Origin of the sequence: Streptomyces sp. KL116D, from assembly GCF_030766975.1 — a bacterium.
GTDB lineage: Bacteria > Actinomycetota > Actinomycetes > Streptomycetales > Streptomycetaceae > Streptomyces > Streptomyces longispororuber_A.
Window position 1 is genome coordinate 41,870 of the sequence record NZ_JASERH010000147.1, and the last position, 20,287, is coordinate 62,156.

General features: G+C 67.4%; 15 protein-coding genes and 2 pseudogenes. 9 read left to right on the forward strand and 8 right to left on the reverse strand.

The features are described from left to right. Positions 1-44: 44 nt before the first annotated feature. From RBJ77_RS57965 to RBJ77_RS57975, 3 genes are all read right to left on the reverse strand, one after another. Positions 45-1,535: an NAD-dependent succinate-semialdehyde dehydrogenase gene (locus RBJ77_RS57965; RefSeq protein ID WP_372352319.1), complete on the reverse strand. Its 1,491-nt coding sequence runs from the start codon at positions 1,533-1,535 to the stop codon at positions 45-47. Next, complete coding sequence (locus RBJ77_RS57970; protein WP_372352320.1) at positions 1,532-4,585, reverse strand: FAD-binding and (Fe-S)-binding domain-containing protein; 3,054 nt, start codon at positions 4,583-4,585, stop codon at positions 1,532-1,534. The genes RBJ77_RS57965 and RBJ77_RS57970 overlap by 4 nt, the downstream gene beginning before the upstream one ends. Positions 4,586-4,672: 87 nt before the next feature. After that, positions 4,673-5,509, reverse strand: a complete 837-nt coding sequence (locus RBJ77_RS57975; protein WP_372352321.1) for a hypothetical protein — start codon at positions 5,507-5,509, stop codon at positions 4,673-4,675. A 311-nt stretch (positions 5,510-5,820) separates the two neighbouring features. On the opposite strand from RBJ77_RS57975, the gene RBJ77_RS57980 reads away from it, so the two are divergent. The 9 genes and pseudogenes from RBJ77_RS57980 to RBJ77_RS58020 all read left to right on the forward strand — a co-directional run. Continuing rightward, entirely contained in the window at positions 5,821-6,645 is an 825-nt protein-coding gene (locus RBJ77_RS57980; protein ID WP_372352322.1) for an SDR family NAD(P)-dependent oxidoreductase, read from the forward strand. A gap of 44 nt (positions 6,646-6,689) precedes the next feature. Continuing rightward, a complete protein-coding gene (locus RBJ77_RS57985; RefSeq protein ID WP_372352323.1) occupies positions 6,690-8,141 on the forward strand; it encodes an aldehyde dehydrogenase family protein in 1,452 nt (483 codons plus the stop codon). Between the two features lie 56 nt (positions 8,142-8,197). After that, positions 8,198-8,998 carry an HpcH/HpaI aldolase/citrate lyase family protein gene (locus RBJ77_RS57990; protein ID WP_372352324.1) on the forward strand — a complete coding sequence of 267 codons (801 nt, stop codon included), beginning with the start codon at positions 8,198-8,200 and terminating at the stop codon, positions 8,996-8,998. Between the two features lie 28 nt (positions 8,999-9,026). Beyond that, positions 9,027-10,025: a ketopantoate reductase family protein gene (locus RBJ77_RS57995; protein ID WP_372352325.1), complete on the forward strand. Its 999-nt coding sequence runs from the start codon at positions 9,027-9,029 to the stop codon at positions 10,023-10,025. Between the two features lie 407 nt (positions 10,026-10,432). Then, complete coding sequence (locus RBJ77_RS58000) at positions 10,433-11,881, forward strand: MFS transporter (RefSeq protein ID WP_372352326.1); 1,449 nt, start codon at positions 10,433-10,435, stop codon at positions 11,879-11,881. Positions 11,882-11,960: 79 nt separating this feature from the next. Further along, a complete protein-coding gene (locus RBJ77_RS58005; protein ID WP_372352327.1) occupies positions 11,961-12,989 on the forward strand; it encodes a zinc-binding dehydrogenase in 1,029 nt (342 codons plus the stop codon). A gap of 32 nt (positions 12,990-13,021) precedes the next feature. Then, the gene (locus tag RBJ77_RS58010) at positions 13,022-14,521 is read left to right on the forward strand and encodes an aldehyde dehydrogenase (protein WP_372352328.1); all 1,500 of its coding nucleotides are present in this window, start codon (positions 13,022-13,024) and stop codon (positions 14,519-14,521) included. Between the two features lie 196 nt (positions 14,522-14,717). Beyond that, positions 14,718-15,008: pseudogene (locus tag RBJ77_RS58015) on the forward strand (hypothetical protein); the annotation flags it as partial. 177 nt (positions 15,009-15,185) lie between these two features. Next, positions 15,186-15,414, forward strand: a pseudogene (locus tag RBJ77_RS58020) (DNA-binding protein); the annotation flags it as partial. A 243-nt stretch (positions 15,415-15,657) separates the two neighbouring features. Here RBJ77_RS58020 and RBJ77_RS58025 read toward each other — a convergent pair. The 5 genes from RBJ77_RS58025 to RBJ77_RS58045 all read right to left on the reverse strand — a co-directional run bounded on the left by RBJ77_RS58025 (position 15,658) and on the right by RBJ77_RS58045 (position 20,182). After that, complete coding sequence (locus tag RBJ77_RS58025; RefSeq protein ID WP_372352329.1) at positions 15,658-16,743, reverse strand: alpha/beta hydrolase; 1,086 nt, start codon at positions 16,741-16,743, stop codon at positions 15,658-15,660. Between the two features lie 113 nt (positions 16,744-16,856). Further along, positions 16,857-17,624, reverse strand: coding sequence for an SDR family NAD(P)-dependent oxidoreductase (locus RBJ77_RS58030; RefSeq protein WP_372352330.1), 768 nt, complete (start codon positions 17,622-17,624; stop codon positions 16,857-16,859). A gap of 40 nt (positions 17,625-17,664) precedes the next feature. Beyond that, positions 17,665-18,918, reverse strand: a complete 1,254-nt coding sequence (locus RBJ77_RS58035) for an MFS transporter (RefSeq protein ID WP_372352331.1) — start codon at positions 18,916-18,918, stop codon at positions 17,665-17,667. A gap of 41 nt (positions 18,919-18,959) precedes the next feature. Beyond that, positions 18,960-19,502, reverse strand: coding sequence for a cyclophilin-like fold protein (locus RBJ77_RS58040; protein WP_372352332.1), 543 nt, complete (start codon positions 19,500-19,502; stop codon positions 18,960-18,962). Then, positions 19,499-20,182, reverse strand: coding sequence for an SDR family NAD(P)-dependent oxidoreductase (locus RBJ77_RS58045; protein WP_372352333.1), 684 nt, complete (start codon positions 20,180-20,182; stop codon positions 19,499-19,501). The genes RBJ77_RS58040 and RBJ77_RS58045 overlap by 4 nt, the downstream gene beginning before the upstream one ends. Positions 20,183-20,287 lie beyond the last annotated feature (105 nt).

Genomic DNA, 20,287 nt, shown 5'->3' on the forward strand with positions numbered 1-20,287 from the left:
ATGCTCCGCATCCTCTGCTCAGGCCCTGAGACATCGGCCTGCGGTCACGCCCGCGGAACCGCCATGTACTTGTACTCGAGGAACTCGTCGATGCCGACGCGGCCGCCCTCGCGTCCCAGGCCGGACGCCTTCACACCACCGAACGGCGCGGCCGGGTTGGAGACGATGCCGGTGTTCAGGCCGACCATGCCGACCTCGAGGGCCTCGCCCACACGGAAGCCGCGGTCCACGTCCTGGGTGAAGAGGTAGCCCGCGAGGCCCCACGGGGTGTCGTTGGCGAGGCGGATGGCCTCTTCCTCGGTGTCGAACGGGACGACGGGGGCAACCGGACCGAAGATCTCCTCGGTCATGAGGTCGGCCTCCGCCGTGACATCCGAAAGGACAGTGGGTGCGTAGAAGTAGCCCGGGCGGTCCGGCCGGCTTCCGCCGCAGACGACCTTCGCGCCCTTGCCGACGGCGTCGTCGACGAGCTCCTGGACCTTACGGAGCGCCTTTTCCTCCACGAGCGGGCCCACCTCGGTGCCGGCCTCGACGCCGTCGCCGACCGGCATCGCGCCCAGACGCGCGGCGAGACGGCGAGCGAATTCCTCAGCGACCGGACGCTGTACGAAGATCCGGTTCGCTGCCGTGCAGGCCTCACCCATGTTGCGCATCTTGGCCGCGACCGCCCCCTCGACCGCACGGTCCAGGTCGGCGTCCTCGAAGACGAGGAACGGTGCGTTGCCGCCGAGTTCCATGGACGAGCGCATGACGTGCTGGGACGCCTGCTCGAGCAGGCGCACGCCGACCCCGGTCGACCCCGTGAAGCTGATCTTTCGGGCGATGCCGCTCGACATCCACGGGGAGACCACCGAGGACGCGTCGGTCGTGCACACCACGTTCAGAACACCGTTGGGAAGACCGGCCTCGATCAGGATGTCCACGAGCGCCAGCGAAGAGAGCGGGGTGAGGTTGGCGGGCTTGAAGACGATCGTGCAGCCGGCCGCGATGGCCGGCCCGATCTTGCGCGTGCCCATGGCGAGGGGGAAGTTCCACGGCGTGACGAGCACACAGGGGCCGACCGGTTCGCGCGAGACGAGGATGCGGTTCTTCCCGTCGCCGGTCGTCGTCAGGTCTCCGCCGATGCGGACGGCTTCTTCGGAGAACCAGCGGAAGAACTCGGCGGCGTATGTGACCTCTCCCTTGGCCTCGGCCAGGGGCTTGCCCATCTCGGTGGTCATGATCAGGGCGAGCTCGTCCTGTCGCGCCATGACCAGGTCGTAGGCCCGGCGCAGGATTTCGCTGCGCTCACGCGGACTTGTCCTGGCCCAGTTCTTCTGCACGCGGCCTGCGGTCTCGATGGCACGCAGCGCGTCTTCGGGGCCGCCATCGGCCACGGTTGCGACGACTTCTTCAGTGGCCGGATTGATGACGTCGAAGCGGGCGCCGGATGCCGCTTCGTCCCACTTGCCGTCGATGAAGATGCCGGTACTGACCTTGGCGATGGCCTCGCGGGCCTGCTGCGAGGTGTTCGGGGAGGTGGCGTTCGTGGTCATGAGAGTTCCTGTGTTCGCTTGGTGTGTCGGTCGTTGGCGGTGGTCGGGGTCGAACGCTGGTCGAGGAGTTGGGCCAGGTGGAGGCCGGGGCGACTGGAGTCGAGCTGGTCCACCTGCCGTGCGCAGGAAAAGCCGTCGGTGAGCACGGCTGTGTCATGGTCGGTGGCCCTGAGTGCCGGGGCGAGCGCGTTCTCGGCGACCTGCATGCTCACGTCGTAGTGCTGGGCTTCGAAGCCGAAGTTTCCGGCAACGCCGCAGCAGCCGTTGGCGTCGACGACGTCGCGTACACCTGCTGCCTCAAGCACCGTGCGTTGGGCGGTGGAGCCGAAGACCGAGTACTCGTGGCAGTGCGTTTGGAGTACGGCCTGTGCCGGCAATGGCCGTGCTGGGGATGGCTGCCAGCCCGCTGCCACGCGATCGGCGAGGTGTGAGGCGAAGCTGCGCACCCGTGCCGCGACGCGTTTGGCCTGCTCGGTGTGCACCAGTTCGGGCAGGTCCTTTCGCAGCGCGGCCGCGCAGCTCGGTTCGATGACCACGATAGGCCGGTCGGTGCCGTCGTCGAGTGCTTCCGCGGCCTTGGAGAGCAGCCGCTTCGCTGTGCCGAGCTGCCCCGTGGAGATCCACGTCAGACCGCAGCAGGCGTCGGCGGAGCACTCGACGGCGTTACCGGAGTCCGCGAGGACGCGAGCCGATGCGCCGGCGACCTCGGGTCGGAAGCCGCGCGTGAACGTGTCCACGAACAGAACCACCGAGTCCTTGGCGTCGGCCCCACCCGCGGTTCCGATGTCGGCATCGGCGATCTCGCGCCGCCACTCGCCCGCTCCCGCGAACCGAGGAAGCGCGCGTTTTGTGGTGAGCCCGCCCGCAGCCGCTGCGACCTTGCCCAATGGGGTCGCGAGGACCGCGTTGACGATGCTGGAAATTCGGCCCGTCAGCTTGAGCCACCGAGGGAGCCAGCCGAGAGAGAAGTGCGCGAGAGGGCGCAGGCGGCCACGGTAGTAGTGGTCGAAGAATTCCGACTTGTACGTGGCCATGTCCACGCCGGCCGGGCAGTCGGTCGAGCAGGCCTTGCAAGCCAGGCAGAGGTCCAGTGCTTCCCGGACCTCTTCGGACCGCCAGCCCTCCTCGACCGTGCGGGCGCCGCGGACCATGTCCTGCAGGACGCGGGCACGGCCTCGCGTCGAGTCCTTCTCATCGCGAGTGGCGCGGTAGCTCGGGCACATCACGCCGCCGCTGTCCGCGCGACACCTGCCCACGCCGATGCAACCCTGAGTCGCGTGGACCCAAGGATCTGTCTCAGCGGAGGCTGCCGGGCTCAGGTCGAAACTCGTGCGCCATTCGCGCTCCGGCACGCCTGCGAGGGCGAGGTGGGAGTCCATGGGGTCGGGGTCCGTCATGGAGCCTGGGTTCAGGATGCCGGCGGGGTCCCACAGGCGTCGGCATTCGGAGAACGCGTCCATGACCGCCGGCGAGTACATCAGGGGCAGCAGCTCGGACCTGGCACGGCCGTCGCCGTGCTCTCCGGACAGCGATCCGCCGTGCCGGACCACAAGTTCCGCGGCTTGGTGGGTGAACTGGCGAAAGACCTTGCGGCCCTCCTCGGTGCGCAGATCGTAGGTGACGCGAATGTGCATGCACCCGGCGCCGAAGTGCCCGTACATGACCCCGGTGAGTTCGTGCTCAGCCAGGAGTTCGCGGAGGTCGGCGAGATAGTCGGCAAGCCGCTCGGGCGCGACGGCCGAGTCTTCCCAGCCAGGCCACGACTCACCCCCGGACGCCAGACGTGAGGACAGCCCTGCCCCGTCTTCTCTGACCCGCCAGAGCGAAGCCCGCTCTGCCGGATCCGCGGCCGCGCGGCCTTGGATAAGTCGCCCGTTCTGCGCAAGCCGCGTGAGCAGTCGGTCCGCCTGAGCCACCACGGACGCCGGGTCGTCACCGTCGAGGTCCACGAAGAGCCATGCACGGCCCTCGGGCAGGCCCAGCACGGCGTCGGGGCCCCGACGGTGCCGCATCGTGGCCACGATCGCCTCGTCGGTGCCTTCGACGGCGGCCGGGGAGAACTCGAGGATCGTGGGGATGTCACGGGCGGCGTCGACGACGTCCTCGTACCCGAGGCAGACGAGCAATGCGCTCGCCGGCTTCGGTACGAGCTTCATGCGCGCGCCGACGACTATGGCCCACGTCCCCTCCGAGCCGACGATCGCGCGGGCGACGTTGAACTTCTTCTCCGGCAGAAGATTCTCAAGGTGATAGCCGGAGACCTGCCGAGGAATCCGGCCCAGCTCGAGGCGGAAGGCGCTCAGGTTCTCCTGGGCGAGCCGGGTCAGTGACGTCGTGAGGGACTCCGCCGTGGCGACGGAGAACGAGTCGGCGAGATCGGTGGCCCGCAGGCCCGTTTCGGTCGCTGTAAGCCGCGCTCCGTCGACAGTGACGAGGTCGATTTCCGCCACGTGATCGGAGGTGCGACCGTAACGGACGGAGTGGTTGCCGCACGCGTCGTTACCGATCGCTCCACCGATGGTGGCGCGATTCTTGGACGAGGGGTCGGGCGCGAACGTGCGGCGACCGCCGGTGACGTATTCCACCTCGCGGGACAGCGTCGCGAGGATGACGCCAGGCTCAACGTCGACCGTCCCGGCTTCCTCGTCGATGCCGAGCACACGGTCCATGTGCCGTGAGAAGTCCAGTACCAGGCCGGGGCCAACTGCGTTGCCTGCCATGGAGGTTCCGCCGCCGCGAGCGACGATGGCGGTGCCGCTCGCCCGGCATGCCGCGACAGCGGCCACGACGTCCTCGACGGTGCGCGGGAATGCGACGGCGAGCGGTTCGACGCGGTAGTTGGAGGCGTCGTACGCGTACTCGGAACGCCGTCGAGACGACGCGTCCGCCGGAACCCCCGCCTCCGTGAGTTGCCGGAGCAATGCGGCAGCCCGGTCGCTTGCCTCGACGGCGGTATCGCTGGGCGAATCGCCCCGTGCACCGTCGACGACGGTGCCCTGATGCAGCGGTTCGGAGTCCTGCACTACCGGACGGCTGGCGGAATCGGTCATGGGCATGAGCTCTTTCTCGGAAAGACAGGCAGTAGTCGGCGACCGCGACACGGGGCCGGGCGAACCCCGTGTCGCGGTGATGCCGACTCAGAACGTGTGCAGCACCGCGCGAAAGAACTCGGTCGGCTCGACGGCCTCCACGGGTACCGGGCCCTCATTGGCCAGGAACTCGTAGCCGGTCTCGGGACCGTACTTCTCGCCGCCCGCGGTCACCTCACCCTTGATCTGGAACAGGATCTCGATGGAGGAGAACTGGCCTGCCTGGTACACCGCGCCGGGCTCCAGGCGCAGGAACCCGATCCGCAGGTCGCGTTCCGTGAAGCGACCCAGCCACTTCTCCGAGACGCCTGCGTCACGCTGCTGCCAGTCGTAGGCCTTCGGGTCCATCGCGATGACGTCGGTGTAGCGCGGCGCCGCGAACTCCAGCTTGCGCCCCATGGCACGTTCGAAGATCGCCTGCGAACCGTCCGTGGACTGGGGCTCACCGTTGGCGTCCTTGTAGTGGTACAGACCCTTCTTGAACTCCCCGGTCTTGTTGAGCTCGGCGTTCACCTCCTCCCGCTTCGCGACGCTGAGGTAGCCCTGGCCGCTCGCGCCGCCGCACTGAAGGACCATGGTGCGAAGGTCCGCCGGGCGCTCCTGAGGGCCGTAGTGGATGCTCTCGGGGAAATACCCGACCCAACCCTCTTCCAGCACGTCGGTCTCGGTGTACGGGAGTCGACCTTGGATGACGTAGCGGATCTGGTCGAAGTTGTGGCGGTGGCGCGGAGTGCGCCAGCCGCCGTCGCCGGTGTGGCCCATGTTCAGGTCGTAGTTGTTCGGCGAGCCGTCCTCGCCGAACAGCAGGTGCTTCTGGTCGAGGACGCCCTCGCGCATGGTTCCGACCCGTTCGTTGCCGGTGTCCGCTGCTTTGCTGACGCGCATCTCTGCTTCTCCAAAAGGTTGATGTCATCCCGCCCGTGGCGAGTGCCGATTGGGCTGCTTCGTCCGGCCGTGCCCACAGGCGTCATGCCGTGGCGTGGAGCCCGGCGTTGCCATTGACGATATCCCATAATGCGGGATACCTTTCAAGTGCCAGCAGGGATTCCACCTCTAAATCCCACAGTATGGGACATATGAGTCTGAATTATCTGGAGGTGGATCAGGTGAGGCGTGAGTGCAGGCGGCCGGGATGGCGCCCCCCGTTCACCACTGGCGCATACCCACCACGAAGCGCGACGCGACGAGGATCGGACATGACGACAACACCCCTGACTCACACCCCCCAAGACTCCGGTGTGCCGGCGTCGGCGCGGGACTTCAGCGTGGAGGGGCGGGTGGTCCTGATTACGGGGGCTGCTCAGGGCATCGGCCGCGAGCTGGCACGGCAGTTCGCGGCGGCCGGGGCGTATGCCGTGGTGGCCGACCTCGACAGTGCGAAAGCGGATGGGGTCGTCAAGGAGATTCGTGATGCCGGGGGAGTCGGCCTTGCTGTGCAGGTGGACGTCACCGACGAGACCTCAGTTGCGGCGATGGCCGACACCGTCCTCGAGAAGTGGGGCAAGGTCGATGTGCTGATCAACAACGCGTCGATCTTCGCGACTATCGAGAAGGGGCCGTTCGACCAGATCCCCTTGACGCAGTGGGAACAGGTACTGAAGGTCAACGTCACCGGCAGCTACCTGTGTGTGCGGGCGGTGGCCCCCCACATGCGAGAGGCGGGCTTCGGGCGCATCATCAACGTCTCGTCCGACTCGGTGGCCCGCGGCACCGTCAACTATCTGCACTACGTCACCTCCAAGTCGGCTGTGATCGGAATGACCAATTCCTTGGCGCGCGAGCTGGGCGGCTATGGAGTCACCGCCAACTGTGTGCGGCCGGGCATGGTCGCCACCGAAGTCGAGCGCACCGTCAATCCCACCGTCGAGGGCCGCGAGCGTGCGGCCTCGCAGCAGTGCATCCCGCGGGGGATGGTCCCCACGGACCTGGTGGGGGTCATGTTCTTCCTGGCTACCCCGGCCTCTGCGTTCGTCACCGGACAGACCATCGCCTGCGACGGCGGTTACACGCACAACAGCTGATCCCACCCGACAAGCCACTTGCAGTCTGAGGAGACCTCGTCGCCATGCAGAAGTACCCACACCTCTACATCGACGGTCGATGGACCGAACCGATCGAGGCCTACGAACACGAACTCGTCGATCCCACCCGTGAGGAGGTCTTTGCACAGGTCACCCTGGGAACCTCCGCCGACGCGGACCGTGCGGTCGCCGCAGCCCGACGTGCCTTCGAGAGCTTCTCCACCACCTCGGTGGACGACCGGATCGCACTGATCGACCGCATCATCGACGTCTACGAGTCGTACGCCGATGACTTCTCCGAGCTGATCGCGCGCGAGGTCGGTATCCCCGTCGGTAGCCACGCCCAGGTCACGGGGCCGGCCCAGCACATGAGGGTGGCCCGAGACACCTTGCGTGAGTACGCCTTTGAGGCGCGAGTGGGTGGAGCCATCGTCCGTCGCGAGCCCATCGGTGTCTGCGCCCTCATCTCACCGTGGAACTGGCCTGTCCAGACCGGAGTCATCAAACTGATCTACGCTCTGGCGGCCGGTTGCACGGTGGTTGCCAAGCCCAGCCTGAACTCCGCCGCCAGTGGTGCGCTCCTGGCGCAGGTGCTGCACGAGGCCGAGGTCCCGCCGGGCGTGGTCAACCTGGTGAACGGCAGGGGGCGCGACGTCGGCGATGCTCTTACCCGCCACCCGGACGTGGACATGGTCTCCTTCACCGGATCCACAGGCGCCGGCAAGGTGGTAGGAGCCGCTGCCGCGGACACGGTGAAGCGCCTGTGCCTCGAACTGGGTGGGAAGTCGGCCAATATCGTGCTGCCCGACGCAGACCTCGAACAGGCCGCGCGCTGGAACATCCAGCGCTGCTTCTTCAATACGGGACAGTCGTGCCACGCCCCCAGCCGCATGCTGGTGCACGAAGACCAGATGGAGCAGGCGGTGCCCTTCCTGGTGGACGAGGCGCGTCGCTACCAGCTGGGCGACCCCCTGGATATCGCAACGACCATGGGTCCGGTCGTCAGCGCCGCCCAGTACAAGTCGATCAGGGGCCACATCCAGAGCGGCCTCGACGAGGGCGCAAAGCTCGTCACCGGTGGCCTCGACCGTCCTGAGGGGCTTACCCAGGGGTACTTCGTGCAGCCCACGGTGTTCACCGGCGTCACGCCGGACATGACGATCGCCAAGGAAGAGGTCTTCGGCCCCGTCCTGGCCGTCCTGCCCTACCGCGACGAGGCCGAGGCGCTGCGCATCGCCAACGATTCGATCTACGGACTCGGCGGCTATGTCTTCGGTCGCGACCGGGCGAAGGCGCAGCGTGTGGCCAACGCGCTGCGCGCCGGACGCATCAGCTTCAACGGCGCGCCCACCGACTCGTACACGCCCATGGGCGGATACAAGCAGTCCGGCATCGGCCGCTCCATGGGCCGGTTCGGCCTCGAGGAGTACCTCGAAGTCAAGTCCGTGTACGGCTTCGAAGACGAGGCGCAGGCGCTGCCGACGCTGTTCGGCTGAGCCACATCGAGCCATAAGCCCCCCCCCGAGTCGAGTCAGTCAGGAGCCGCCACATCATGAACAACGAACCCGACCCCACCCCGTTGCTGCGCAACCCCGCCAAGGAAAAGCTGTCCCGCGGTGAACCGGTGTTCTCGATGACCATCCGCTTGGCGCGGACCGTCGACATCGCCGCCATCGCTCATACCGCGGGCTTCGACTCCGTTTACATCGACATGGAGCACAGCAGCTTCCCGCTGGAAGCGGCGGGCCAGATCTGCATGGCATGCAACTATCTGGGGCTCACCCCCCTCATCCGGGTGCCCGGCCCGGACCCGTTCTTCATGGCCAAGGTCATGGACGCCGGCGCCATGGGGATCGTCGTGCCCGGCGTGCAGTCCGCCGACGAGGCGCGCGCCGCGGTTCGCGCCGTCAAGCACGCCCCCCTGGGCGAGCGCTCCCTGGCAGCTGCCGCCGCGCCCCAGCTGAATTACCGGCCCCTGCCGGCCGACCAGACGGTCCGCGAGCTCGACCGGGCCTCCATGGTGGTCACACAGATCGAATCCCGGGCCGGACTGGAAGCGGCACACGCCATCGCCGCGGTGGACGGCGTGGACATCCTCTTCGTGGGCGCCAGCGACCTCAGCGTCGAGATGGGCGTACCGGGGCAGGTGGATCACCCCGAGGTGCACAAGGCCTTCCTGCACGTCATCGAGGCCTGCCGTAGCCACGGCAAGGCCGTGGGTATCGGCGGGCTCGGCGGGCGCCCCGACCTGGTGCGCCAGTACCTGGAACTCGGCGCCGGCTATGTCTCCACCGGCAATGACATCTCCTTCCTCAGCGCCGCCGCGACGCAAAAGCGGCAGCAGTTCAACTGATTCACAGGCAACCGAACAGGAAACGCACATGAAGATCTGTGTATACGGCGCGGGAGCCGTGGGCGGCCACATCGCCGGACGGCTCGCTGCCGTCGAGGGCGAGAACAAGGTCGAGGTCTCACTGATCGCTCGGGGCCGACAGCTGGCCGCCATCCGCGACCACGGACTGCGGGTGGAGACCAGTGACGGTGAGCTCCTTTCCCACCCGTTCGCAACAGACCGGCCCGGCGATCTGGAGCCTCAGGACATCGTCATCGTCGCGGTCAAGGCCCCGGCCCTGCCGGACATCGCCGAGCACATCGGCTCGCTGCTCCACCGAGACAGCCTGGTCCTTTTCGTCATGAACGGCATCCCTTGGTGGTACTTCCACTCCCACGGCGGGGAGTGGGACGGTACGCGCCTGCAGCGGCTCGATCCAGGTGGGGCGCTGTGGGACCACATCGGTCCCGAGCGTGCCGTGGGAGCGGTGGCCTACACCGCCTGCAGCGTGATTGCGCCAGGGGTGATCCGCGCCGTGAAGCCGCGCAATCGCCTGCTCCTTGGGCGTCCCGACGGGAAGCCGGACGGGCGCCTCGACGCGCTGGCGTCGCTGCTGAACCCCAGCGGTCTGGAGGTCGGTGTCACATCGACCATCCGTGACGCGATCTGGGCCAAGCTGTTGATGAACCTGGTCGGAGGCTCACTGGCAGTGCTCAGTGCCTCTCCGATGAAGGATGTTCTCGATAAGCCGGCCGTGGCCGAGGTCGCGAAGGCCATGGCGGCCGAGGGCGCAGCCATCGCTCGCGCCTTGGGCTGTGACCCGGGAGACCCCGAGGCAGGCCTGAGCAACCTGGCGAAGTCCGGTCACCTCCAGAGCATCGCGCAGGACCTGCAGGCCGGTCGCCCGATGGAGGTCGACGCCATGTTCCGTGTCGCCCTCGATCTGGCCGAACGGATGCAGGTGCCGACCCCCAATCTGGACCTCGTGACCGATCTGGCGATCCAGCGGGCCCGTGCCGCAGGCCTGTACCACGACACCAGTAACTGACGTCGTACGAACCCCTCGAAAGTATTGACCAATTCCCACAATGCTGGATATCTTCAAGAAATCGCCGTGGGGAATCTGTACCCCGTCGCAGTTGGACCGCTGACACACCGAGCCGATGTGTCACGGCAGAGCCGGCAACTTATCCAGACGGTCCGCCCGCGAGAAGGAGCGGTTCACCAACACACCGTCGTGTTCCCGCCGCTGCGGACGAACACCGAGCCGAAAGTAGTAAGACGCATGAACGGACAATGTCGACCGAATCCGTGCGTAACTCGGACTCTCAGCATGGCTGACTACAGCCGCTGTACGGGAGCCGTCCCGGGACGGGACCTGCTCTCCTCTGTCCCCCCTCTCTGTGTCGCCAGCTGGGACTGGAGCCTCACTGCAATGCCGGGAGGGGTTCAGTAATGAACACACACGTCAATGCGGGCCCGCGGCTCGAGAACATCCCGGTCGGCAAGTTTCACCGACGCCTGGCGCTGCTGGTCAGCCTCGGGATGTTCTTCGATTCGTTCGACAACACGCTCTCGGCCGGAGTACTGGCCTCGATGCTGGACACCGGCTTCTCCACGCTGGAGCTCAACTCGCTCTTCCTGTCGGTCACGTTCGCCGGCCTCGCGATCGGGGCGGCGTTTGCCGGCTGGCTCGGTGACCGTGTCGGACGTTCCTTCGCGTTTCAGTTCAGCCTGGCACTCTTCGGGATCCTCGCCCTGGCCGCCGCCCTCGCGCCTTCGATGGAGGTGCTCATCGCCCTGCGCGGTCTGATGAGCATCGGGATGGGCGCCGAGTACGTCATCTGCTACGGCATGATCACCGAGTTCATCCCGCCCGGCCGTCGCGGCCGCTTCCTTGGCCTGCTCGGCATCTTCGCGGGGCTTGGCGTCTCCCTGTCCTCGCTTCTTGGCTGGGTGGTCATTCCGGCGGTCTCCTGGCGCGGGATGTTCATCATCGGCGGCGTGGGCGCGCTGATCGCCTGGTGGATGCGTCGGGACATGCCGGAGTCTCCGCAGTGGCTGGAGTCGCGCGGGCGCTACGAGGAAGCCGAGGCCGTCATCCAGCGGATCGCGCAGGAGTCCGGTGTCTCGGGCCAAGAGGCCGCCGCTCCGGCTTCGGCCGTGGACACAACGGGCGACGCAACGGACGAGAAGGCCGAGTGGGTGCCGATCACGGTGCTGTTCTCGCGTGCCGTCATCCGACGGACGCTGATGGCGCTGTTGCTGACCGTCACCTGTCTCTTCGGCTCTTACGCTGTCACCGGCTGGATGCCCACGTTCTTCGTGGAGCAGGGGATGACCGTCTCGAAGTCGCTCGGGTTCAACGCCGCAATCATGTCCGGCTATGTTGCGGGCCCCCTGCTGTGCATGTTCATTGTCGACCGCCTAGGACGACGCCGCAGTCTCATGATGTTCGGGGCGCTCTCGGCCGTCTTCGCAGGCCTCTACCCGTTCATGACAGCACCCGCACTGGTCATTGCCGTGGGCTTCATCCTGGTCGCTACGGTCGCCTCGTTCCTGACCCTCGGTTTGGGTACAGTCCCGGAGTATTTCCCCACGGCCTTCCGATTCCGCGGCGGTGGACTGGCCCAGACCGCCGGCCGCATCGGCCTGATCTTCTCGCCCTTCATCGTCCTGTGGCTGTTCAACAGCTACGGCGTCTTTGGGGTCATCCTGGCCGTCTCCGGCATGTACGTCATCGTGACCCTGCTCAACGCCGTTGCCGGAGTGGATACCTCCCGCGAGGCGTTGGACCAGATCGCCCCCGAGGGCGACACCACGGACGCGCCAAAGGACCCGAAGGGCCCGCGCTCCGCGCACCGAGAGTCGGACGTGACTCCCGGGCCCTCGCTTTCGGGCTGAGTCTCCGCCGGGATCGTGCCCAACACCCACGGCGCCCTCATCGGGCGCCGTCCCCCTCTGATCATCGAGGATCGTAGACATGCAAGCTGTTGTATTCCTGGGCGAAGACAAGATCGAGCTTCGCGAGCTCCCTGACCCGGTACCCGGACCGGACGAAGTGGTCATCCGTGTGAAGGCCTCCGGTATGTGTGGAAGCGACCTCAACCACCTCCACGGCCCGGTGCGCTCCGAGTCCGAGCAGGTCATCGAAGGCCATGAGCCGTGCGGAGTCGTCGAGCTGGTCGGTGACGCCGTGCGCCCCAGCGAGGCCAAGGTCGGCGACCGGGTCATGGTCCACCACTACGACGGGTGTCGCACCTGTCGGTACTGCCGTACGGGCTGGACGCAGTACTGCCCGAACGCCCGCACCGTGTACGGCGGTTTGGACGGTGACGGTGCACACGCGGACTTCATGAAGATTCCCGCGCACACGCTCATTCGCCTGCCCGACTCCCTTTCTTTCAAGACTGGGGCAGCCATCTCGTGCGGCACCGGGACGGCCTTCGGCGCCATCAAGAGGGTGGGCCTTTCCGCCGACGACACCGTCGCGGTCTTCGGGCAGGGGCCTGTGGGGCTGAGCGCCACCATGCTGGCGAAGGCCTTCGGCGCGCGTGTCATCGCCATCGACGTCGAGCCTTCGCGGTTGGAGATGGCGAAGAAGTTCGGTGCTGACCATGTCGTGAACGCGGCCGAGCAGGATTCTGTGGCCGCCGTTCGTGAACTGACTCGCGACGGGGAAGGTGTGGACAAGTCCATCGAGTGCACGGCCAACGCCGCTGTGCGCCGCCAGTCTGTCCAGGGACTGCGGCGCTGGGGAACCGCCTGCATGGTGGGTGTTTTTGGAAAGATCGAGCTGGACAGCGAAGAGCTCATCCAGTTGCAGAAGACCGTCGTGGGATCGCTTACCTTCAGCAAGAACCTGCAGGAGGAGTGCGCCCTGTTCGTGGCCGAGCGCGGCCTGGACGTGGAGTCCTTGTTCACCGACGAGTTCCGTCTGGACGAGGCGGAGCGGGCCTACGACCTCTTCGACCGACGCCAGATCGGCAAGGGCGTCTTCGTCTTCGATTGAGGCACCATCTCAGGTCAGGTGAAAGGTACGAAGTGAGCACAACCCAGCAGAACGTCGCCCTCTGCAAGCAGGCCCAGGACTTCCTGGCCCGCGATGAACAGCAACTTCTCATCGACGGCGAGCGCGTCCCAGCCGTGTCCGGGCAGACACTGACCACCGTCAACCCGTCTACCGGTGAGGTGCTGGCGAGGCTCGCGGCCGGTGATCAACCCGACGTCGACCGCGCGGTCCTGGCCGCACGCAAAGCGTTCAACAGCCAGTGGAGTTCCTGGACTCCGTACGAGCGCCAGGCGTTGCTCACACGGATCGCCGAGGTCCTCGACGATCGGTTCGAGGAACTGATCCAGATCGAGGCCCTGGATATGGGCGCCCCCGCATCGAGGCTGCGAGGCACCAAGCCGGCACTGATGAAGATGCTGTCGTTCTTCGCATCGCAGGCGGGCAACATCTCGGGCGAGACGTTGATGAACGGCATCCCGGGCAGCGTCACCACGATGACGTTGAAGGCTCCGGTCGGGGTCGTTGGGGGGATCATTCCCTGGAACGGTCCGCTCAACAGCCAGTTTTGGATCATCGGTGCGGTTCTGGCCAGCGGGTGCACCGCGGTGCTGAAGCCGTCCGAGGATGCCTCGCTGTCGGTGCTGCGGGTGGCTGAGATCCTTCATGAGGCCGGGACACCGGCGGGGGTGATCAACGTCGTCACCGGCCTGGGCAAGGACGCCGGCCACGCGCTGGCGGCTCACCCCGGCGTCGACCGCATCGCCTTCACCGGATCCACGGAGACCGGCCGCAGCATCATTCAGGCGTCCACCGTGAACATCAAGAAGCTGCAGCTCGAACTGGGCGGCAAGTCGGCGGACATCGTGTGTGCGGACGCGGACCTCGACAAGGCGGTGCCGGGAGCGGCGATGGGGGTCTTCGCCAACTCTGGTCAGATCTGCTTCGCAGGTACTCGCGTTCTGGTGCAGCGCCCGGTCGTCGAGGAGTTCACCGAACGGCTGCTGGCGTTCGTAGACACCCTGCAGGTCGGACACAGTCTGGACGATGCAGCCACGCTGGGCCCGGTCATCTCGCAAGCGCAGCTGGACAAGGTGCTGTCATACATCGATGTCGGCCAGGCAGAAGGCGCCGAACTGCTCTGCGGAGGCGGACGCTTCGGCGGTGACCTCGCGAGCGGCTATTTCGTACAGCCGAGCGTCTTCGGCGGCGTGAACAACGAAATGCGCATCGCCCGTGAAGAGATTTTCGGCCCCGTCCTGTCGATCGTGCCGTTCGACGATGTGGACGAAGCCATCGCCATCGCCAATGACAACGAGTACGGCCTCGGCGGCGCGGTGTGGTCCCAGAACCTCTCCACCGCGCTCAGGGTGGTCCAGGGAGTCCACACCGGCACGATGTGGGTGAACTGCTACGGCCACATCGATCCGCTGGTCGGATTCGGCGGAACGAAGATGAGCGGCTATGGCTCCAAGGGGAGCTCCGCGCACATGGACACGTACCTGTACACCAAGCGTGTCTACATCGAGCTGTGATCCTACTGTGACCGGCATGAGCGTTCACGGCATTCATGCCGGATCACCCGTGCCAACAAAGGGGTCCGCATGCCCAGTTCTCTCAGGAGAGTGGCCCTCGCCGCCGGGTTCGGGGCGTCGTTGGAGTGGTAAGACTTCTTCCTCTACGGCACCGCGTCGGCCCTGATCTTTCCGGAGCTGTTCTTCCCGCAAGAAGACCACAGGACACCAGCGGCACCTGATCACGGACGCTCTCGGGCTGGTCCTCGCCGTCCTTGTCACGGCCGCTTCGCTCCACGACTCCGCTGGCGGCAAGCAGTTGCTGACCGAGCTGGCCGCGGGCCACCCGAGCGTGACCAGGTCTGGGCCGACGGCGGATACCAGGGCCAAGTGTTCAACCACGGCGCCGCGCTGGGGATCTGGCTCGAGGTGGTCAAACGGCCCTCGCCCACGGGGTTCCAGCCCCTGCCCAAGCGGTGGGTTATCGAGAGAACCTTCGGCTGGCTGATGCAACACCCGGCGCCTCGTTCGGGACTGCGAGGCACTGCCCCAACGGTCACGAGCAATGATCCACTGGGCGATGGCTAACAAAATGAGTCGCGAACTCACCGGAGAATCCATGCCAACCTGGCGAACCGAAACAGGTAAACCACCTGTAGCCCTCTAAATCATGATCAGACGTCCTCTGGGCTGGGTGCTCCCCGGACTGCGCGTAATTCCGGTGGGTGACTTGGAGGCGAGGGCGACCTCGAGGCTGTCGATGGAGGCCGGCCTGCACGGACACAAGTACGCGATCGATGCGGCGGTCCCTGGGGGGCGCGCTGCGTCAGCACCGACCGGTGGTCATGTTGACCTCCGATATTGACGACATGGCCAAGCTGTGTGGCGATCGGGTCCGGCTCGTGGCGGTGTGAATTCTCCGCGTCCGTGTCGGGCGTGACGGCAGCGCCGGGCAATTCCGGGTGACACTCGAGGTGAGGGTTCCGGGGCGTTGCGTGCTGCCTTTCGACGGGCGGACAGGTAGTGGCGGTGGAGGTACAAGTATTCGGCGGATCCCCGGTTTCGGTAACCGGGGATCCGCCGCTATGTTGCCGCTCCTTGCTCGTCCTGAGCCGAATCGTCCGGCCCTGGGGAGTCGAGCTGTCCCGCTAATTGGGTCAGAGGTGCTCGTCGAAGAAGTCGGTGAGCTTGTCCCAGGGGATCAGGTCGGCCTTGTCGTAGAGGTCCACATGCCCGGCGCCGGGGACAACGTGGAGCTGCTTCGGCTCGGGGGCCTGGGCGTAGGCGTCCTCGCTGTAGTAGCGGGAGTGCGCCTTTTCACCGGCGATGAACAGCAGCGGGCGCGGGTCGGTCAGTTCGATCTGGGCGAGCGGCATGAAGTTGGTGATCGCGCCGAGGCTGGTCAGGCTCAGCGCGTGAGAGCGGGGATGCGCGCCGCGCGGTGTCGCGTAGTACTCGGCGAATTCGTCGGCCGCGGCCTGCTGTGACGGCTTCAACGGCACCGCGTCACCGCCGCCGTACCGCACCTCTCCGCCTTCGAACTCGATCCAGCGCTGTTCCGCCGCCTCGGCACGGGCCCGCTTGCGCTCCTCGGGGGTGTTCATTTCGCTCGGGATCGGGGCGTAGCCCTGGCCGTCGCGGTAGGCGCGGCCCATGTCGTACATGCTCACCGTCGCGACGGCCTTGAGGCGTGGATCGATCTGCGCGGCGCTGAGTGAGAAGCCGCCGCTGGCGCAGACTCCGATCACGCCGATCCGCTCGCGTGCCACGTATCGGCGGGTGCCGAGGTAGTCCACGGCGGCGCTGAAGTCCTCGACGCACGTCTCCAGGGATGCGATGTGTCGTGGCGTGCCACCACTCTCGCCGTTGTAGGAGGCGTCGAACGCCAACGTCACGAAACCGCGCTCGGCCATGGTCTGCGCGTACAGGCCCGAGGTCTGTTCCTTCACGCCGCCGAACGGGTGGCCGACGATCAGCGCCGACGCACGACCGCGCAGCTGCTTGGGGCTGTAGAGGTCGGCCGCCAGCTCGATGCCGAGCCGGTTGCGGAACGACACCTTCTTGTGGTCGACCTTGTTGCTGCGAGGGAAGGTCTTGTCCCACTTCGGTCCTCGTCGAGCCTTCTGTGCGTGAGCAGTTGTGCTGCTGCCGGCCACGGCGAGCGATCCGGCCGCGACAGCGGCACCACCCATCATCAGAAGCTGACGCCGCTCCAGGCGGAGCCCGCTCTCTTGCGCTCTCATCGAGTCACGTGACTTGTCGGACGTCATGGATCAACCTCTCCAGTTCTCTTGCATCTGTATGGACCGGGCGTAGTGATGACGTGCTGACCCGACTGGGGTCATGCACCGCGACGTCACTGGGCGGTGTAGCCGCCGTCGACGGGCAGGGCGATGCCGGTGACGTAGCCGGCGCCGTCGCTGCACAGCCACAGGACGGCCTGGGCGATTTCGTCGGCGGTGCCGAGCCGGTCGATGGCCTGGCCTGCTGCGGCTTGGTCGCCGTTGAGTTCGCCGCCTTCGATCATGGAGTCGACCATGGGGGTGCTGATGGTGCCGGGGCAGACGGCGTTGATGCGGACGCCGCGGGAGCCGTATTCGAGGGCGGCGCTCTTGGTCAGGCCGATCACGCCGTGCTTGGTGGCGTGGTAGGCGGCGCGGCCCGGGTTGCCGACGAGGCCGCCGAGGGAGGAGCAGTTGACGATCGTGCCGCTGCCCTGGTCGCGCATGTGGCGCAGTTCGTGCTTCATGGCCGCCCAGATGCCGCGCAGGTTGATGCTCTGGACGCGGTCGAACTGGTCGGCGCTTTCGTCGGCGGCGTCGGTGGGCGGGGGCATGATGCCGGCGTTGTTGTAGGCCATGTCGAGACGGCCGAAGGTTTCCACGGTGCGGTCGACGGCTGCCGCTACTTGGTCCTCGTCGCTCACGTCGCAGACCAGGGCGAGGGCCTGGTGGCCGTCGTCGGCGAGCTGCTTGGCGGCGGCGTTGACGGCGTCCTCGGTGATGTCGGCCAGTGCGACGGCGGCTCCGGAGGCGGCGAAGGCGCGGGCGGTGGCCAGGCCCATGCCGGAGGAGGCGCCGGTGATGAAGGCGACCTTGCCGGTGAAGTCGTAGGTGGGGTTCATGAGGGTTTCTCCCAACGGGGTTGTACGCGGCGGACGTTGTTCAGTGCGAGGTCGCTGCCGGCGTCTGGTCCGCAGCGTGCTCGGAGGTCTGGTCGCGTTGGGCGACGATGCGTGTAGGGCTGCCTGTTCCGGCAAGAGCGAGGGCGACGAGCGGCAGCAGAGTGAGTGCGGCGAAGACTGCGCCGACCAGCGCGGGGCCGGTCAGACCGAGCGAGGAGCCGAGAGCCTGGCCGGCGAGGGCCGAACCGGCGGCGATGCCGGTGTTGTATGCGGAGGTGGTCAGCGCCGAGGTGAGGGTGGGGGCGTCGCCGGCGAAACGGACGGCGAGGGAGGTGACGACCGGGTTGACCGTGAACCCCGTCAGGGCCATGACGAAGACCAGGGCCACGGCGGCCACCGGGCTGTTCGAGGCCGGTATCAGGACGAGGAGCGTGACGGCGGTGGCCGCGGCGGCGGTGATCGTGGTGGCCATTGGGTGGTGGTCCCCGAGTCGGCCGCCGATGGCGGTGCCGGCCAGGGCGCCGATGCCGAAGGCGATCAGCACCAGCGGGACGGTCCCCGCGGGGATGCCCGCGCGGTCGGTCAGCAGCGGTGTGATGTAGGTGTACGTCGCCAGGACCCCGCCCATGATCAGCACAGCGGCGGCGAGCGCCAGCCACAGCCGCCCCTGCCGCAGGGCACGCACCTCGGCCCGCACCGACACCTCCACGCGTTGTTCGACGCGGGGGATGAACCGGCCGACGAACGCAGCGGCCAGAGCGGAGAGGACGGCCAGTGCCCAGAACGGGCCGCGCCACCCGCTGAACTGCCCGATGAACGAGCCGATCGGCACGCCGATCACGTTGGCCAGAGTGAGACCGCCCATCATGACGCCGACGGCCCGGGTGGACCTCGCGGGGCCTGCGGCGGCGGTGGCGACGACGAAGCCGACGGCCCAGAAGGCGCCGGTGGCCAGTGCGGTGATCACGCGGGCGGCCAGGACGACGCTGAAGGAGCTGCTGAGCGCGGCGACGACGTGGCTGAAGGCGAAGACGGCCAGTGCTGCGATGAGGGTGTGGCGCTGGGGCAGGCGCAGGGTGGCCAGCGCCATCGTCGGCCCGCCGACGATCATGCCGATGGCGAAGGCGGTGATCAGCAGACCGGCGTGCGAGACGCTTACGTCCAGGTCGGCGGCCATCTCGGGCAGGAGTCCTGCGATGACGAACTCGGTGGTGCCCATCAGGAACGTGCCGGCGGCGAGCACCCAGACGACGAAGGGGAGCTTGCCGGAGGTGGGCCCGGTGGCGGAGGACATACGAAGTGCTTCTTCCCGTACGAGAGGAGTGGTGGCAGGGGTCAGGAGGCGGCCTCGATGGTGATGCGCTCGGCCCCGGAGAGCTGGTCGGTGTCGGCGTCGATGTGGCCGAGGATCAGCAGGTCATCGGAGGCGGAGGGGCCGTCCTTGTAGAAGAGGGCAAGGTTGCCCCAGGGGGCGTAGTAAGCGAGGTCGCCGGTCTTGGGCGCCTGCGGTTCGGGGGCGTTGTCGGTGGTGAGCTTGCGCGGCGGGTCGGCGATGCGCTCGGTGCCGTGGAAGTCCTCCAGGTCCAAGGTGAGCGGAAGCAGGGAGGCCAGGTCGCGGGCGGCGGGGCTGTCGTTCAAGGTGGCGTCGACGGGCTCGCCGTCGAGGGTGACGCGGATGTTCATCGGAGCGTTCCTGTCTGAGCCGGTCGGGCTCGCCGGGCCGGAAGTCTGTGCGGAGGCCGGGCCGGACGACGATGCGGAGCTGGTGGCAGGGGCCTGCCCGGCGGGTGCGTCGTCGGAGCAGGCGGTCGCGGCCAGCAGCAGAGCACCGGCGGTGGCGGTGGTCGTCAGGGCCCGGCGGAGGGTGAAGGAGATCATGGGGTGCCGTCCTGCGGGTCGGGCATGGGCTCGGCGTAGTGGCGGAAGCCGTCGCGGGCGGTGTGCAGGGCGTACAGCCGCTCGGCCAGGACCTCGGGGCTGGAGGTCGCGGAGTCGGGGCTGATCGCTCCGGGGACGATCAGCTGTGCGACGTGGATGTTCTCCGGCGCGAGCGCGGTGTGGAGCATCTGCGCGTAGGCGCTCTCCCCGGCGAACGCGATCGAGGTGCCGGCCACGCTGGGTTTGGGGCGTACGGCGCTGCCGCCGTTGACGAACAGCAGCGTGCCCCGGCCGAGATCCCGCATGCCGGGCAGGATCGCGTTCACACAGGTGACCGGGGCCTTCACGGAGAACGCCAGCGGGGCGTCCAGGTCGCCTGCGGTGGTCTCAAGGACGGGCTTCATGAAGTCGGCCCGGGGCACCGGGCTGTACTGCAGGACCTCGACGGTCCCCAGGTCCTCGGCTGCGGTGTGCAGGGCGCTGGTCAGCGCGTCGGGGTCGAGGACGTCGGCGGTGTAGCCGCGGGCCCGGATTCCGTCGCCGTCCAGCGCTGCCACCAAGTCATCGAGATGCCCCTGGTCCCGGGCCAGGAGCGCGACGGTGTGGCCAGCCTTGCCGAAGCGGCGGGCGGTGACCAGGCCAAGTCCGGGGCCTGCGCCGACCAGTGCGAACGTGGTCATGGTGAGTCCTTGAGTGAAGGTGTACGGGGAACGGACCCGAAGCCCTGGCGGCAGGCCGCCCGAGCCGGGTGCGGGGCTCCGCCTCCACGACGTGACGGCCGGAAG